Raw genomic sequence first — 16,147 nt, forward strand, 5'->3', positions numbered from 1 at the left:
TAAAACATGAATCCCATCACAGCCGCGCCCGTTGGCAAACAAGCCAGCTCAGTCGCTCTTATAATTCTGGTTGTTTTGATCGGTCTTAATCTCCGACCTTTCCTCACGGCACCGGGGCCTGTTCTCACTGATATCGCAAGCGATACCGGAATGGGCTTTGGTGCGCTGTCGCTGCTCACGTTTCTACCGATGTTGTTGATGGGGCTTGGTGCCTTTATCGCGCCACGTATTCAGTCATCGATCGGCACTCGGCGCAGCATGTTCGCAGCGCTGATTGTGCTTGCAGCAGGCTCGGTCCTGCGCGGCTTCGTACCAAACGGATTCTCACTGGTGCTCACTGCCGTTCTCTGCGGTGCAGGCGTTGCCATGATTCAAGCAATGATGCCTGGGCTCATCAAAGCAAAGTTTCCAGCAAGTATTGCAGCTGTTACTGGTCTTTATTCCGCAATGATCATGGGTGGTGGAGCGCTTGGCGCACGTTTGACACCATGGTTTGCGGGTTCCGAGCACAATTGGCGCCTTGCGCTCGCAGTTCTCGCAATTCCTACAGTCGTAGCTTTGTTCGCAGCAATACCTATCCTCAGTGAAACGGCATCATCTGGTTCGAAATCGGGTATAACGATCAAACTGCTTCAACGCCCAAGAACATGGATACTGATGGCTGCCTTCGGGTTGGTGAATGCAGGTTACTCGTCGATGGTGGCCTGGCTTGCACCTTATTATCAGTCGCTGGGCGTTGAAGCCTCAGCGACCGGCAATTTGGTTGCAGTTATGGCAATTGCACAGGCGCTCTCGGCCTTTGGCCTCCCACTTCTTGCACGACGCAGCGTCGACCGTCGACCTTGGCTCTTTCTGACATTGGCCATGCAGGGCATAGGATTTGCGGGTCTCGCCTTCACCCCACAGCTTTCCCCGATGTTCTGGTCTGCAATTTGTGGAGCCGGTCTCGGCGGTAGTTTCGCGCTCGCAATGATAACATCGCTCGACCACCTTCCAAAACCGGAAGAAGCTGGCGCGCTGGCGGCTATGATGCAAGGCGGTGGCTTTCTGATTGCCGCCCTCGGCCCGATTGCTACAGCTTTCCTGCATAATCTGACCGGCAGCTTTGCTTCCGGCTGGATAATGCATCTCATTTTGGTCGCAAGCATCTGCCCACTCTATCTGAGCTTTAACCCACGCCACTATGCACGGGTGATGAACTTCCCTGTTACTGCGGAAAACAGCACACAATAGCGTTACCTGACTCCTTTCATGGGTTAAAGACGATGTTTTGCGCAGAATTTTAGAGTAGATGCCTTGCTGACCTTGCCAATCCGGATAAGGTTGGCAGAATTCTCTCGTTTATTCGCAGCGCAACGATCTGTCGCTCGCCACCCATATAATTGGTCGTGAAATGAAGCATGAAATGGTCGTCAAAGAAGGGACATTCGTAGCACCGGATGGCCTTCCCAAGCCGCGCATATACTGGGCTTGGGCAACGCTCATGGTGGGGCTCACCCTTGCCGTCATTGACGGCACCATCGCCAATGTTGCGCTTCCGACAATCGCAGCGGACTTTTCCGCAGGACCTGCAGCATCGATCTGGATCGTCAATGGTTATCAGCTGGCCATCGTCATCACGCTTTTACCATTGGCCGCACTGGGTGAAATATATGGCTACCGGCGTGTCTACCTTTTAGGCGTATCATTGTTCACACTTGCCTCGATCGCTTGTGTTTTCTCCCGTTCATTGGAAGCGCTGACCATAGCGCGCATCATTCAGGGCTTTGGCGCTGCAGGCCTGATGAGCGTCAACACTGCATTGCTGCGCTATACGGTTCCGCAGGCCAAATTCGGCACGGCCATCGGTCTCAACGCGCTCTTTGTTGCTGTTTCCTCGACCATCGGCCCCACTCTTGCGGGAATCATCCTGCATTCGCTCAGCTGGCCGTGGCTTTTCGTCATAAATATTCCGCTTGGAGTGCTGGCAGTCGCAATGGGCATCAAGAGCCTGCCCGACAATGAACGCTCTTCACGCCGTTTCGACTATCTGAGTGCCGTCCTCAGTGCGCTCGCGCTTGGGTTGCTGGTAACGGTGATCGACAGTGCTGGCAATGGACTCGATGCTGGCTGGCTTTTATTGCAGGCTGCTGCTTGCGTGTTCGCTGCAGTATGGCTCATCCGTCGCTCGCTTCGCACAAGCGATCCGCTGTTACCGCTCGATCTGTTGCGAATCCCCGTTTTCAGTTTGTCGCTTTGCACATCGATCATGTCATTTCTGGCGCAGATGATGGCCTTCATCTCTCTGCCGTTTCTGTTTCAATCTGTTTATGGTTTCACACCCATCGAAGTCGGCTTCCTGATAATGCCCTGGCCAATAGCGCTCGCCATTATCGCCCCACTGTCAGGTAAACTTTCAGATAAATACTCGCCCGCCACGCTCGGGCTGGTTGGATTGGTAATCTTTGCGATTGGTCTCACATTGGTCGGACTTTTGCCAGAACAACCCACGATTCAAGACATTTGCTGGCGAATGGCAATTTGCGGCATTGGTTTCGGCTTCTTCCAGGCACCCAACAACCGCATGATTATCACCTCTGCTCCACGTGCCAGAAGTGGCGCGGCAAGTGGCATGCTTGGAACTGCGAGATTGATGGGACAATCGCTCGGCGCGGCTTTTGTTGCCTTTCTGCTCGCCCATTGGGGGATCGTCAATATCCCCAACATCTTGCTCGTTGCTGCTGGCTTTGCTGCATTTGCCTCCATCATCAGCATCGCAAGGCGCAAGCGTTAACAGCGGAATGGATCAGCCTGTGAATCTTTGTAAATATCTTAGCCAAAACATCAAATTCCCTGTTGCAATCCCGAAATCATTAGTCCATATAGCGCGTGCCTAACGGAAACGACTTCTCTCAGAGAAGACTGGCGCGAGCGGGTGTAGCTCAGGGGTAGAGCACAACCTTGCCAAGGTTGGGGTCGAGGGTTCGAATCCCTTCGCCCGCTCCAGTTTTCCGAGGCTTTCCAGAACAGTACGGAAAATTTGCCCTTCAGCGTGTCCCTGTCTTTGCGAGTTTTATTCACGAGCGCGCAAAGCTGAGGCCTCTCCTGTCCGAACGTTTGCGTTAATCTCGTGTAGGCTTTCCCCTCATGATCCGTAGTGTTTGCTTATTGATTGTCGGCGTTGGCGCGCTCATTCAGGGGATTTTAAGGCTCGGGCAACCGGCTCAGATCGTTGAAAAATCAGGCTGGCTCTATCAGCAGTTTGGCGATCAAGGAGTCGCCGTTGGAATGATGATTCTTGGTGTCGTTGCGTTCGTCATTGGTGCAATAATGTTCAACAACAGCTGGATCAAATCTATTCGTGGACGGGCAAAGCATCGAATTTTCAAATAGTTCTTGAAAAACCAAATGCATCAATCGATTATTCCAGACATGATTGATTGGCCACTTATCTTCGTCATAATTTTCGCTTTGGGCGTACTGTCTTTTATCGTCTACTGTATTGCAGTACTTATATTTACAAAGCCCACTGGAGAAAAAGTAACGCCACCCGAAATTGATGCAGTTGATCTGATCATCTTCCAGCATTCAGACGATAGATAATATTATTTGAATAGATTTTTAAACATTTCAGCGTGACCTTCTAATTGCATAACAGCTATAATTTAATATCTGTTGCTGACACCAGTTCCTGGCGCCGTTTGCAAGACTGACGTCAAAGGACGAATAACTCCATGAAACCGGATACTGTTGTCAGCGCCGTACTGGCGATGTGCCTGCTATTATTGACGTGGATCATCACGCAAAGTGCATCGGATGAGATGGCAAGCCTTCAACAAGGCACCAGCGGGCAAAACGTGCCCGCTGCTTTGATTGTCTATTAACATAATAGAGATCGATTAACGTTTGAGCGTCATCTGCAAGCTCATCAACACCAGATTGGAAACTTCAGCATGAATATCCTTGCGCTCCCTGCTGGTTTCCTCACAAATCGGATCAACTTCTCCAACTGATTTGAGAAATGCAGACGCTCCTTCCTTACACTCAGGGAGAAAACTGAAATGATCCGAATCCTTGACCGTCACATATGTACTGTTTGGAATGAGTGCTGCCAGATGATCCGCGAGAACTGCAGTCGGAACGTCTCCTGCATTGCCAAGATTGATAAAGCTCATCGGTATTTTGATTTCCTTGAGACTTTGCTCCACATAGGCTTGCGCCAACCCCGGATCGATCATCACAGCAGTCTTGATACGCTGATCGAGGTTTGACTGTTCAAAACGCGCCTTATCGATACTTCGCAGATCAAGCTTTTCAACGTCCACAGCCTCACCATCGGCATAGCCCCGACCGCCTGCGTACCACGCACAATCCCATTTCGTGTAAGTGTCGCAGTAGCGCGCATAACTTTCCAGACTGGCTCGAGCACCGACAATCTCTAATGCAGTTGAGCCGCCGAGCGAAAAGCCGACGACGCCGATACGATCCGCATCGATAAGAGCTGACCAGTCGGGATTACTGGTCAAGTAATTGATGACAGTCGAGAGATCCTGTGCGCGCTCCCAAAGCTTTGGCGTTTCAGCGGGTAAAGAGTCACCGGAAGTTGTGCCGGGATGATTGGGGCCTGCAACAATAAATCCTGCTTTTGCAAGTTCCACTGCAAGCCAGCCCATCGCCTCGGTGCGCCCTCCTGAGCCGTGGGACAGTATGACAAGTGGAAGCTGCCCGCTGTCGAACGGTGCATCTTTTAATGCAGCACTACCTTGGAATATCCTGTTATCGCCAAACAGTACCGACTCGCCGCTTCCCGCTGCGGGATACCAGAGTGTTACAGCAAGATTTTTCCCGCGTGCTTGTGATGGTACTTCAAATGTGCGGACACCCACGTCCGCAGCGAATGCATTGAAAGTGGTGAGTGTTGTGCCCATAGCGATGGCTGAGAACAACAGATTAAAGCGGCTCATTGTGTATCTCCATATTTCATACGATGAGCCATGCTTTCCAGATATCGTATTATCTGGCGTTCTAAATCACGATTCAGGTCGTTCAGAATCGCGATATAGATCATTGGTCGGCAACATATCGCCCATCAGATTACGAGACCGCTTTTGATTTTCGTTCCTTTGCCCTTTGTCGTCGCGCTTTTGTTGCTCATCCTGTTGGTAGAGATGTGGCGTCGGCAGGAGAACGCTGCTTCCAATCGCCCCTTCCAACTGTTGATCGCTTTATGCGCGGTTCAGTCTTTTGTAGTTGGCCTTCGCTGGGGCTATGGGCTGGCAGAGTTTCGCTACATTCTTCCCATTGTCGCGAGCTGCTTGCCTCCACTTGTCTATGCAAGTTTTCGAAGCCTGATACGAGGACAGAGCAACGCTAAAGACCGTCACATTTGGCATATCGCAGCTTTCCCGGTGGCGGTTACCGTCATTCTCCTGACTATTCCCCTTCTCTTAGATTTTGGCCTTATTGTTCTGTTTGTCGGATATGCACTCGCACTTCTATATCTTGGCAGAACTGGACCTGACGCGCTTGACGACGCGCGTTTTGATAGCGCGATTTCGGCACATCGCGCACTTGTTATTGCCGCAGTATCGCTTTGCCTATCGGCGTTTTTCGATCTGGCAGTCTTGATGGATTTTGAATGGACCAACGGAAAAAATGCGGCACTGATCGTCAGCAACGCCAATCTGCTCGGGCTGCTTTTCGTGGGCCTCACAGCAATGGCTGCAAGTCGCGCGAAGCCTTCTGCACCACTCGAAAGTAGTGAAGATGAGGTCTATGATGAGCAAGATCGTGACAATCTCGCACGTGTTGAACATATCCTCATTCAGAACAGACTATATCTGGACGAGAATTTGACTCTCATAAGGCTTGCACGAAAAGTGGGGCTGCCAGCACGCCAAATATCAAGCTCCATAAACCGCATTACCGGCAAAAATGTATCACAATACATCAATGATTATCGCATCACTGAAGCGTGCCGCCTGTTGCGCGAGACTGCGTTGTCCGTAACTACAATAATGTTTGAATCAGGATTTCAGACCAAATCCAATTTCAATCGGGAATTTCGGCGCGTCACTTCGTTAAGCCCTGCGACCTGGCGCGCTCAGCAGGGGAAGAAATGATAGAAAATACGAGAGAGAAATATTATTATCGAGGATGATTTAGAAAATTCTGCCCCGCAAATTGCGAGGCAGTGCATTGCAGTTTTTTAACCAAAGAGAGTTCTACCGCCCGAAAGACCGCCGCTTGGCCCAGAGGTTCTACCCATCCGGTTTGGTCCTACTGCCAACTGCATCGTGGCACCCTGCTCCTGCTTCACGGCGGTCGATGTATCAATTTGACCGCTGGTTGGAGCTGCGGCCAACGCAGCACTAGCAGTCATCAATGAGCCAGCTGCGAATAACAAAATAGTCTTCATCTTTTCCTCCGATACTGGCTAAGGCCAGAAAGCGCCAAGAACCAAATTAAACGGTGATCATGCTGGCACTGTTTTCACAATCCAGCATGACATTAATCGGAAGATACGGATTGGCACATACGTCAGATGCCGTATTTCGTTGCAACCCAGAGCTGGCCATCAGATGCTATTTAGAAGTGCAGGACCACTCCTAGTATGGGCCCTTTTTGAACCACATCGTAGACAAAGCCATTGTGATTGTAGTCCACGCCAAGCGCACGATAGCCTGCAACAGCCGATAGATTGTCCTTGAACTGGTAGCCCAATGTTCCAGCCACGTCCCAGTCAATTTTTGCCTGCCCTGCACCCACAACACCCCAGCCGCTGAAGTACAAAGTGTCCGTCAGGAAATACTTGCCGCGCATTCCAGCCATGGCATCGACCCATGCAGCGCTGTCGCGCCCGCTGTGCCCGTCGAATAATCCACCATCAAAAGAAATTTCCGTACTCGCGTACCAGACACGTCCTCCTGCCACCACATCAAGGCGGTTTCTTCCCTCTTCAAGAAGACTGTAACCGCCACCGAAAAAGCCGGAAAACGTCTCAGATTTAATATCGACGCTGTTGCTCAACACCCCGTAAGGAGTCTGACCGCCTGTTGATATTTTAGTATAGATGATATCGCTGAACAGACTATAACGATCATAATGCCCTTCAATGACACCCATGAACGAGAAATCGAGTTCTTTGAAGAGGCTTCCGAAGTCAGAGTTCATTTTTACCGGCGGCAGCCCAAATTGACCTGCGGTGCCGCTAATGCCTGCAGCCCAGAAGTAAGGACTTGCACTAAAACGCCACCCGTCCGGGTTGACTTCTTGCCTTACAGGCTCAGAGACGGCGGGGGTCATCGGAATATCAGCAGCTAAGCTCACATGCTGGCTACCAATCAAAGCTGTCAGCGCAATTGCGAAAAGTCTATTGTGATGCATTATCCCCCCGAAATTCCGCTTCAGTGATCAGTTGAGGGAAAGGGTTGTCATTGAACTTGTTCTGAGAGCGTTTGATCCTCAACAGCACAATCGACAGTCGGGCTGCTCGCTGCTTCCAATTCTTTCCGCGCTGCCTGAATATCAGCAAGGAATTCAAGATTGCTGTGTAGTTTAGCAACTGTTGCTGCTCCCATAATGCGTCCGGCATCGACATCGCTTTGCCAGTGAGCGTTACAGATCACCCGACTTTGTCCAAACGACAATCCGCGCTTAAACAGATCATCCGCACGCTTTGGATTGACTTCGGCCAATGTGAGCGCCCATGCCCATCCCGCAGCCGTGTGCCCCGATGGGTAGGAACCGTCTTGACGCAACACATTTTCTTCGTCTGGCTGACATGTACCTTCGTTGTGCACGACGAAAGGTCGAGTTCTATTATATTTGTTCTTGATGCCATAGGTCGAAAGACCCGCATCGGTGAGAACTCGCTGCATCAAATTATAGAGATGCGGTGTCTTCTCTTCACTAATATCCACACCCATAGCGCATGAGAAATTCTTCGCAGGCTGGGGGAATTGCAAATCCGCATCTGTCCGTGCCTGATCCCAGCGCGCTTTTCCGCGTAGTGCGATAGTAGCCTCTCTTGCTGCCTCATCACGTGCCAGTGCAGCACTTCCCTCAGCTGGAGGCGAACCCAGCAAAACAAGACTGTTGGGAAGCTCACTCGACTGCAGATATCCTGGTGTGAGGTGAAAATGCGGGTCCGTTACCTTTGGGCCAGCGGCATTTTCTGCCATCGCGGAACTCACAGCTTGGCCAGCGAATACTACAGTGGTGAGCAAGGCCATTCGGCCGACCTTCGACAACATTCAAATGCTCCTAGATTTATAGTTTCAAGCTGCTCGTAAGCGGATGTCCGTCATAGTTGTGCAGATAACGGACACTCCGCGTTTCGCCACGCGTCTTTGTTGTTGTAAACTTAGCCTTTTAGCCGATGTGAATTAGTTTAAACGCGGTTCGGCCTCTGGAAATTTCCATTCGCCACTAACAACATTTTGATCCGGCCGATAAAGCCTTACAGTGTAGTTCCAGCCCTCAACGACGGGTAGGCAATTTGGAATTTTTCCATCACAACCACCAAATTGCGCAGTAACCGATCCGTCCGCATTTTTTGTCGCCGTAAGGTTGTTGATCGAATAGGCATTGTAGTCGTTTTTCTCGAAGAAGCCTTTGGCGTTGTAAACGCTGATCGACCAGAAAGCCTTCACCGGCACAGTCTTTGGCACGTTGAGGGTATAGACCGTTTTGCCATCGTTTTTCTCTGGCGTAAAACTCGGGTACATTGCGTCTTTTTCTGGAATGCCACCCCATCCAGAAGCTGTACCAATTAGATGACGGATCGGATCGACCGCGCTGCGGGTTCCAAATGAACCGTTATATGACGTTTGATGTTTTGCTAACGCGAGCAGAGCATTTCGGATTTCTGTCAGGCTCTCGTCATCCCAGTTTGGGATATCGAGCTTGCCAGGCTCCTTCTGGCTGACCTTAATGGCATCCTGGAGTTTATGGACTTCATCAAGATCTTTTGGATCGTTGGGGTCCACCAGCGTCCGGACAGCGACAAAAGCATATCTCGTACCAACGGATTTCTGTGTTAGCGTAACCGGCTTCGTACCATAGGCGACAATTGGCAGGTAGTGATCCTGATCAACGATCATCATCGACATATAACGCTTGCCCGTATCTGGCAGTGATATCGTGGCTGGCCCGGCAGCAAGATCAAACACAGCAAATGAATAAAGCGTATCGCGGTTCATACGAATGACGGTCTGCTTATCGATCGCCACGGGTTCCCGAGAGTGTTTAAACTCTCCCAATCGGCCTATGTCCTTCACATTGGCTGCGAGGTAATGGTCGGTCTCAGCGCGGACGAAACTCTCAACTGTGACCGGCATTTTGCTGCCTGAGGTCTCAGCAAAGGCACCACCGGTCCATGCAACCGAGGCAACTACGAAACTGATCCCAACCGAACGGAACATGGAATACCTCTTCATTCAATCAAAATAACGATGACGGCGCCCCTTCGCAGAATGCGGCAGGGATCAATCCAAAAACGGTCTGCAAATCACTATTTGATCAGCTGACTAACCCTATCCAGATCGCTTCTAACACTCGCGAACTGCCAGTCTTGCCATTTTGTGACATTTCCATCCGACTTTGTCATTTCGCTATTCAGGAAACATAAATGTCAGGGTCGTGCGAAGTCCCCACTCTGGCGTACCGGCAGGACCATCAGCATAATAACGCCCACCTACTTGAAGGCTCATGGCCTGATCGTTCACCTTGAAAACCTGCGTAGCGCCTAAATTAATTGGAACTGTCCACTGCTCCGCTTCCCAGTCGTAGGTTGAATCCACGCTGAGCGACATCGATCTTCCCTGGCCGAAATTATAGGAAACAAACGGCTGCAACAGGCTGGCACTCACGTCTTGCCTGCCCGAAGGGCCCGCGACAGACCAAATATGATTACCTAACGCACCGACGGTCCACGCTTTTTCCTGAATAAGTGCTACCGCTGTAGGGCCAAGTCCAAATTTCCCGCTACCTAAATAATCGTCGGTCGCCGTAGGAAGAAGAAATACCGGCCCGACGCCCCATATCAAGCCGCCAGGCCCCGTTTTCTTGGGAGACAGGAAAAAGCTGGCATTTATATCACCTAACCCGGAAACGCTGCCACCAGGCATATAATCCCGATAAGCGATTGGTATAATTGTGCGCGATATAACGTTCCAATCGTCGTTTAAGCTGAATGGAATAACAGGCTGAATGTTGAGACCGTAGGCAAAACCGTCTTTGTTAGACCCGGCCTTAAAGTCGAAGTTATTTTGAAAAGGAACGCTAATGAGACTGGCCAGAGGATTGGCTAATTGTTGCGAAAGATCATCAGCCGAGGATTGGGACCACGCCGCGCCAGTATTAAACGTAATAAGGCCAGCGATCGAAATAATCATGGTGCCGCATTGCTTGCACCAACTGAACAGACCATTTATGCCCTGCATCTTTCCCCCTTTAAGCAAACGCTGAATTTACCCTGTATTCGTAAGATGATGCCATGCCGCAGAGCGTGACACGGACCAATGCAAACGACATCTAACCAATCATTGAGGGATTGGCGGACAAGTTCTCTTCAAACTGCTTCTAGCAGGGACAGATCATCAGTCTTGCCATTTCGTGCCAACTTTAGTCAGGCGACGGTGCTTCAGGTGAAACACTTATCGCAATCGCGATTGTTCACGAAATTGGCGGGGGGTTACACCGGAAATACGGCGAAATGCTCGCGTGAAATGGGCTGGGTCAGAATAGCCAGACGCAAATGCGATATCGATGATCTTGGAATCGGATTCACGTAATAAGTTGCTTGAGCGCTCAAATCTCACAGCATCCAGAATATCTGAATACACAAAATCAACATTCGCGAGTTTGCGCTGGAAGGTACGCGCACTGACGCCTGCCATCTCCGCGATCTCAGCAAGCGTGGGAACGCCTCCGTCAAGATAAGATGGCAACATCAGTTTGAGAAGTTCCACGATATCATAGCCCGAGGGCCCATCCTCCTGATCCTGCACTGGATGAAACGATCCAGCTAAACGGTTGGAGAGACTAAGGCATGAGATAGGTATGCTGATCCACGCCGCGTGCTGTCCAGACATGAAGCGCACATTTGGCCAGAAAGATTGCGTCGCTTCACTCGGCGAATAGTGCGCTTCAAAAGCCATTGCTGGCGGTGTCCAGCTGGGACCAGTAAATTGCCGCACAATATAGATCGAGAAAATATTCTGAAGCCATTGTGCATGCTCCAGGTGCTGAAGCTCTTTTGTTATTGCGAGCTTGCTGCAAACCCGGACGTGGTCACTATCGTGTTCGATCCACATGCTCAGGATAGTGTCTTCCCTCGAAGCCTCGGTACAGGCATGCCGCAATGCAACAAGCAATGTCGGGGAGTGTGCGATCAGTGCTCTGGTTTTTTCTCTCAGATGAGAAAAATGCAGCCGCTGGCTGGCTAGGAAACCGAAATCTGTAATGCCCTGAGAGCTTTGGGCAGTTTCAATAAACCGGATTGCTGGCAATACCGGAACATAGAGATCGCCCTTTGTCTCGAGAGAAGATGGTAGCCGTGCTTTCTCCAAAAGCGCGCTCGTAGGCGCACCCAACTCATCAAGTATGCCCATGAAAGGAAGAAGAAACTGGCTACGCGTCAAAGGGATGTTGGCCATTGCATCTCTTCTCCATCGCCAGCTGATGTTTTTCTTGCAAGAAAACAGACGAAATACAACGCTTATATTATCGATCCGGACAAATTAACTGGTAGAAAATGCGTTATCTTCCAAAAAGATGCAACCATAAGTTAAATACGGAGATAAAGAAAACTTGGCCAGCATGTCTCCCTCAAAATTTTAACGATCACAATGCTTGGCCGTGCATAGAACGAGCCCATGAAAAACTTTTACGCGCCTGTTGAAAATTACCGGGCGCTTTGCTTAACAACGTTTTCCGTGCAGCGTTAGGACGAACGTTCCAGTGGCCAAACCTCAACGACACCGCGAGCAACAGCACAGGGCGTTTGTGACACTAATTTTATGGCTTCCTCCAGATTGGCGGCCTCAATTATAGCAAATCCGGCCACTGGCAGGGAGGAACTCATGAATGGTCCATTCGTCGTTTCAACCTGAACAGCGTCAAGATTGCGAACCTGCACGGACGCGCCCGCTATGCCCATCAACACCCCATTCTTCTGCAATTTCGCATCGTGGGCATGAGCTGCGTCCCGAATGGATTTCGGAGTCCGATCATAACCTTCTTGATCGCCATATCCGATCGTCACGAATTTTGGCATAACTATCCTCCTCATAAGGTGCGTGTTAAATCAAACGCTTATAGCGCCGACCTGTTTCAATGAGATCGGCGCTATAGGATAGCTATACTTGCCTGCTTTTATTTCAACCGCTTCACCAGTTCACTAGTGGTTATGGCGCGGCGGAGTTTTGGACAATTGGCGGAATTTATCCGCATCCCGGATCGTAGCTCCATCGGCCAACTGCGTTACCGTCTGTCGATAGATCATCTGCCAAGGCGTTGCATCTGCAGGTGTCTGCGGAATACCTTCCGCTTTGCGGCGCGCAATTTCTGCCTCGTCCACCAGCATATCACACCGCCCCTTGTTGAAGTCGATACGAATGGTGTCACCGTTACGCACCCAGGCCAGACCACCACCCGCTGCACTTTCCGGTGAAGCATTGAGAATAGACGGGCTATCTGCTGTGCCCGATTGGCGACCGTCACCGATGGTTGGCAAACTCGTGATTCCACGCTTGATCAGATGATCCGGCGGCTGCATGTTTACGACTTCGGCAGACCCCGGCCAACCGAGCGGACCAGCGCCCCGAATGACGAGAATGCAGCGTTCGTCAATGTTGAGCGCAGGATCGTTGATGCGCTTATGATAATCTTCCGAGCCATCAAAAACGATAGCCCGCCCATCGAAAATTCCTTCGTGTCCCGGCTCTGACAGATAGCGATCACGAAACTCAGGTGAGACCACACTCATTTTCATAATGGCAAAATCAAACAGATTGCCCTTCATAACGAGGAAGCCAGCACGCTCCTTGAGTGGTTTGTCGTAAGGGAAAATGACGTCACGATCCGATGATTCCCGACCTTCGAGATTCTCCGCCATTGTCTTTCCAGTAACACTCGCGCAAGAGCCGTCGATTTTTCCTGCGGACAGCAGTTCCCACATAATCGCTGGCACACCACCGGCACGATGGAATTTCTCGCCAAGATATTTGCCAGCAGGCTGAATATTGGCAAGCAGCGGAATATCAAAGCCTTCGTCCTGCCAATCGTCAGGCTTCAGCTCCACACCCGCATGTTTTGCCATCGCCATAAGATGTGGCTGGGCATTGGTCGAACCACCAATGGCGGAGTTGACCTTGATGGCATTTACAAACGCTTCACGTGTCAGAATGTTGGATGGTCGAATGTCTTCGAGCACCAACTCCACAGCACGACGACCCGTCCGATATGCCATCTGACCACGTTCCCGGTATGCAGCGGGAATGGCAGCGCAACCGGTGAGCGACATACCTAAAGCCTCGGCCATTGCGTTCATTGTGGAGGCCGTGCCCATTGTATTGCAATGGCCCACCGAAGGCGCGGAACTGAGTGCCGCTTCGAGAAATTCTTCCTTGGTGATTTCGCCAGCCGCATATTTGCGACGCGACTGCCATATTACCGTTCCGGAACCGACGAGCTTGCCTTCATGCCAACCATCAAGCATCGGACCTCCGGAAAACACGATAGCCGGAATATCCACGGTGGAAGCCGCCATCAGTGCGGAAGGCGTGGTCTTGTCGCAACCGGTGGTGAGGACAACACCATCAAGCGGATAACCATAAAGGATCTCGACAAGCGCCATATAGGCGAGATTCCGGTCGAGCGCTGCAGTTGGTCGCTTGCAGTTTTCAAACAGCGGGTGGCTTGGAAACTCGATCACTATTCCGCCTGCATCGCGAATGCCGTCACGGATGCGTTTGGCAAGATCAAGATGGTGACGATTACAGGGGTTAAGATCGCTGCCAGACTGCGCAATGCCGATAATCGGCTTGCCTGACCTGAGTTCTTCTGGCGTCGTACCGTAGTTCATGAAGCGCTCCAGATAGAGCGCTGTCAGATCAAGGTGGTCGGGATTGTCGAACCAGTCCTGCGAGCGCAGACGGCGCGGTGTGTTTTGATCATCACTCATTTATCGTCTTCCCGCTGGCGATTATTGATCTTTTCAATATGCAGCAAAATTCCCGAATGATCCGTTTCCGCATGGCCGGCTTCTACAAAAGCCCGGAACTCATCGCGAATTTCTTCAGTCAATGGCAACGTCAGCGAAAGGCTCTCGGCCATCGCTGCCACGGCATTCAAATCTTTCAATTGCAGCCCTGAAGGACCGCCCGGTTGGAAACTACGATCCACCATGCGTTTCCCATGCAATTCAAGAATACGACTTTCTGCAAAGCCACCCCGAATGGCATCACGGAACTTGCCACGATCCGCACCACCGGCTTCTACGAGCATCATCGCTTCAGCAACTGCACCAATTGTGATTGCCACAATCTGCTGGTTAGCCAGTTTGCAAATCTGTCCTGCACCGGAGGGGCCGACATGAGTGACACGCCCGAGCGCCGCAAAAACATCTGCCAGTTCTTCGATCAAGACTGCATCACCGCCAGCCATTAATGCCAGTGTTCCTGCTTCCGCACCAACTGTGCCGCCTGACACGGGACAATCGATGTGACGAATGCCGAGAGAGGAAAGTTTCTCGGCATGTTCTCTTGCAATTGGCGGCGCGATTGAAGACGTGTCGATAACGATGGCACCAGCTTTCAAAGCTGTCGCGACCCCGCCATCAAACAACACTGAACCCACAGCCCTCCCATCGGACAGCATGGTGAAGACGATTTCGGCGTTCGTGACTGCTTCAGCAGCACTTGATGCCACTTCCGCGCCGTCTTTGACTAATGCTTCAGCTTTGGCTGAGTCACGATTCCACACGTGAACGCTAAAGCCAGCATTGAGAAGGCGGCGCACCATCGGCGCGCCCATAAGGCCGGTGCCAAGAAAAGCAATTTTACGCGTCACAGTGAACCTCCAAGCTCATCCTCAATATGAGCACGGATGATTTCGTCAAACGAGGATTCGGCAGTAAAGCCCAACTCGCGCGCGCGTTTGGCTTCAAAACCCGGAGCCCAACCCGCGCACATGCGCATGATCATTTCATCCGGTTCGCGACGGATGAGAGCAACAGCCTTATCGCCCGCTACACGGCGTAACGCTGCAATCTGCTCTCCTACAGTCGCGGAAAGGCCGGGCATAGACAGATTGCGACGCGAGCCCACGCGTTGGAGATCCATTGTGGCTCCATGGATCAGGAAGCCAACAGCGGAACGTGGTGAGGTGTGCCAATGGCGAACATCATCAGAAACTGGCAGGACAGCTTCTTGGCCGACAAGCGGTTCACGCAGGATATTTGAGAAAAATCCAGATGCAGCCGCATTGGGTTTGCCAGGCCGAATGCAGATTGTGGGCAGTCGGATGCCTATTCCATCGAAGAAGCCCCGGCGGGTGTAATCGGACAGCAAAAGTTCGCAAATTGCCTTTTGCGTGCCATAGCTGGTGAGCGGTGTTAGATGGAAATCGTCGGGAATTGGGAAAGGAAGTGGCGCACCCACGACCGCAATCGACGAGGTGAAGACAATGCGTGGGAAATATCCATCTTCATTGTGGGCAACACGAACCGCATCGAACAGGTAACGCGTACCGTCAAGGTTGATACGGTAGCCTTTGTCGAAATCAAGCTCTGCTTCGCCCGAAACGATAGCTGCCAGATGGAAGATTACATCTGGGCGACTTGCGACCAGCTTTTCAGCAGTGCCGGGTGCGGAAAGGTCACCAGTTTCAAGGGTTACCTGTCCGGCAAAACCCGCAGGCGCCTGGGGCGTCACCACATCCACAAGCGTAAGCGTCTCAATCGTCTTACCATCAAGCGAACCGTCTTTCGTGAGACGTTCGGAGAGTTTGCGGCCAACCATGCCTGCCGCGCCGATGATCAAAATGTGCATTTGTTTCTCCTCCACCATGTACCGTAGTCGATTTCACCATCGTAAAAACGCCGATTGCGAAAAAGTATTTGTAAGGTTGTCTGATAACCTTATATCATGCACTTGAAAACCAA

The 16,147-nt window shown here is 51.3% G+C and carries 16 protein-coding genes and 1 tRNA gene; 6 read left to right on the forward strand and 11 right to left on the reverse strand.

Going from position 1 to position 16,147, the window contains the following annotated elements:
• Positions 1 to 6: 6 nt before the first annotated feature.
• From OIV19_RS05150 to OIV19_RS05170, 5 genes are all read left to right on the forward strand, one after another.
• Positions 7 to 1,233: a cyanate transporter gene (locus OIV19_RS05150; protein WP_264230868.1), complete on the forward strand. Its 1,227-nt coding sequence runs from the start codon at positions 7 to 9 to the stop codon at positions 1,231 to 1,233.
• Positions 1,234 to 1,393: 160 nt separating this feature from the next.
• The gene (locus OIV19_RS05155; RefSeq protein ID WP_151091576.1) at positions 1,394 to 2,773 is read left to right on the forward strand and encodes an MFS transporter; all 1,380 of its coding nucleotides are present in this window, start codon (positions 1,394 to 1,396) and stop codon (positions 2,771 to 2,773) included.
• Positions 2,774 to 2,910: 137 nt separating this feature from the next.
• A tRNA-Gly gene (locus OIV19_RS05160) sits at positions 2,911 to 2,985 on the forward strand.
• A gap of 141 nt (positions 2,986 to 3,126) precedes the next feature.
• Positions 3,127 to 3,372, forward strand: a complete 246-nt coding sequence (locus tag OIV19_RS05165) for a hypothetical protein (RefSeq protein ID WP_264230869.1) — start codon at positions 3,127 to 3,129, stop codon at positions 3,370 to 3,372.
• A gap of 341 nt (positions 3,373 to 3,713) precedes the next feature.
• A complete protein-coding gene (locus tag OIV19_RS05170; RefSeq protein WP_264230870.1) occupies positions 3,714 to 3,863 on the forward strand; it encodes a hypothetical protein in 150 nt (49 codons plus the stop codon).
• Between the two features lie 15 nt (positions 3,864 to 3,878).
• Here OIV19_RS05170 and OIV19_RS05175 read toward each other — a convergent pair whose 3' ends face one another.
• Complete coding sequence (locus tag OIV19_RS05175; protein ID WP_264230871.1) at positions 3,879 to 4,943, reverse strand: alpha/beta hydrolase; 1,065 nt, start codon at positions 4,941 to 4,943, stop codon at positions 3,879 to 3,881.
• A 144-nt stretch (positions 4,944 to 5,087) separates the two neighbouring features.
• Here OIV19_RS05175 and OIV19_RS05180 point away from each other — a divergent pair, with 144 nt between their 5' ends.
• The gene (locus tag OIV19_RS05180) at positions 5,088 to 6,101 is read left to right on the forward strand and encodes a helix-turn-helix domain-containing protein (protein ID WP_264230872.1); all 1,014 of its coding nucleotides are present in this window, start codon (positions 5,088 to 5,090) and stop codon (positions 6,099 to 6,101) included.
• A gap of 86 nt (positions 6,102 to 6,187) precedes the next feature.
• On the opposite strand, the gene OIV19_RS05185 is transcribed toward OIV19_RS05180, so the two are convergent.
• The 10 genes from OIV19_RS05185 to denD all read right to left on the reverse strand — a co-directional run bounded on the left by OIV19_RS05185 (position 6,188) and on the right by denD (position 16,034).
• Positions 6,188 to 6,397 (reverse strand): hypothetical protein, encoded by a 210-nt coding sequence (locus tag OIV19_RS05185; RefSeq protein WP_264230873.1) that lies wholly within the window; start codon positions 6,395 to 6,397, stop codon positions 6,188 to 6,190.
• 170 nt (positions 6,398 to 6,567) lie between these two features.
• Positions 6,568 to 7,365 (reverse strand): hypothetical protein, encoded by a 798-nt coding sequence (locus OIV19_RS05190; RefSeq protein WP_264230874.1) that lies wholly within the window; start codon positions 7,363 to 7,365, stop codon positions 6,568 to 6,570.
• Between the two features lie 47 nt (positions 7,366 to 7,412).
• The gene (locus tag OIV19_RS05195) at positions 7,413 to 8,234 is read right to left on the reverse strand and encodes an acid phosphatase (RefSeq protein ID WP_151091581.1); all 822 of its coding nucleotides are present in this window, start codon (positions 8,232 to 8,234) and stop codon (positions 7,413 to 7,415) included.
• A gap of 132 nt (positions 8,235 to 8,366) precedes the next feature.
• Positions 8,367 to 9,404, reverse strand: coding sequence for a DUF1254 domain-containing protein (locus tag OIV19_RS05200; RefSeq protein ID WP_210246938.1), 1,038 nt, complete (start codon positions 9,402 to 9,404; stop codon positions 8,367 to 8,369).
• Positions 9,405 to 9,593: 189 nt separating this feature from the next.
• The gene (locus tag OIV19_RS05205) at positions 9,594 to 10,424 is read right to left on the reverse strand and encodes a transporter (RefSeq protein ID WP_235901728.1); all 831 of its coding nucleotides are present in this window, start codon (positions 10,422 to 10,424) and stop codon (positions 9,594 to 9,596) included.
• Between the two features lie 213 nt (positions 10,425 to 10,637).
• Positions 10,638 to 11,639, reverse strand: a complete 1,002-nt coding sequence (locus tag OIV19_RS05210) for an AraC family transcriptional regulator (protein ID WP_264230875.1) — start codon at positions 11,637 to 11,639, stop codon at positions 10,638 to 10,640.
• A 287-nt stretch (positions 11,640 to 11,926) separates the two neighbouring features.
• Positions 11,927 to 12,259 (reverse strand): YciI family protein, encoded by a 333-nt coding sequence (locus OIV19_RS05215; RefSeq protein ID WP_264230876.1) that lies wholly within the window; start codon positions 12,257 to 12,259, stop codon positions 11,927 to 11,929.
• 123 nt (positions 12,260 to 12,382) lie between these two features.
• Positions 12,383 to 14,167, reverse strand: a complete 1,785-nt coding sequence (locus tag OIV19_RS05220; protein WP_264230877.1) for an IlvD/Edd family dehydratase — start codon at positions 14,165 to 14,167, stop codon at positions 12,383 to 12,385.
• A complete protein-coding gene (locus OIV19_RS05225) occupies positions 14,164 to 15,054 on the reverse strand; it encodes an NAD(P)-dependent oxidoreductase (protein ID WP_264230878.1) in 891 nt (296 codons plus the stop codon). Before OIV19_RS05225 ends, OIV19_RS05220 begins: the two co-directional genes overlap by 4 nt.
• On the reverse strand, positions 15,051 to 16,034 hold the full coding sequence (gene denD / locus OIV19_RS05230) for a D-erythronate dehydrogenase (protein WP_264230879.1): 984 nt from the start codon (positions 16,032 to 16,034) through the stop codon (positions 15,051 to 15,053). The genes OIV19_RS05225 and denD overlap by 4 nt, the downstream gene beginning before the upstream one ends.
• Positions 16,035 to 16,147: the final 113 nt, after the last annotated feature.

The sequence above is a fragment of the Brucella sp. HL-2 genome, assembly GCF_025846885.2.
Lineage (GTDB): Bacteria > Pseudomonadota > Alphaproteobacteria > Rhizobiales > Rhizobiaceae > Brucella > Brucella quorumnocens.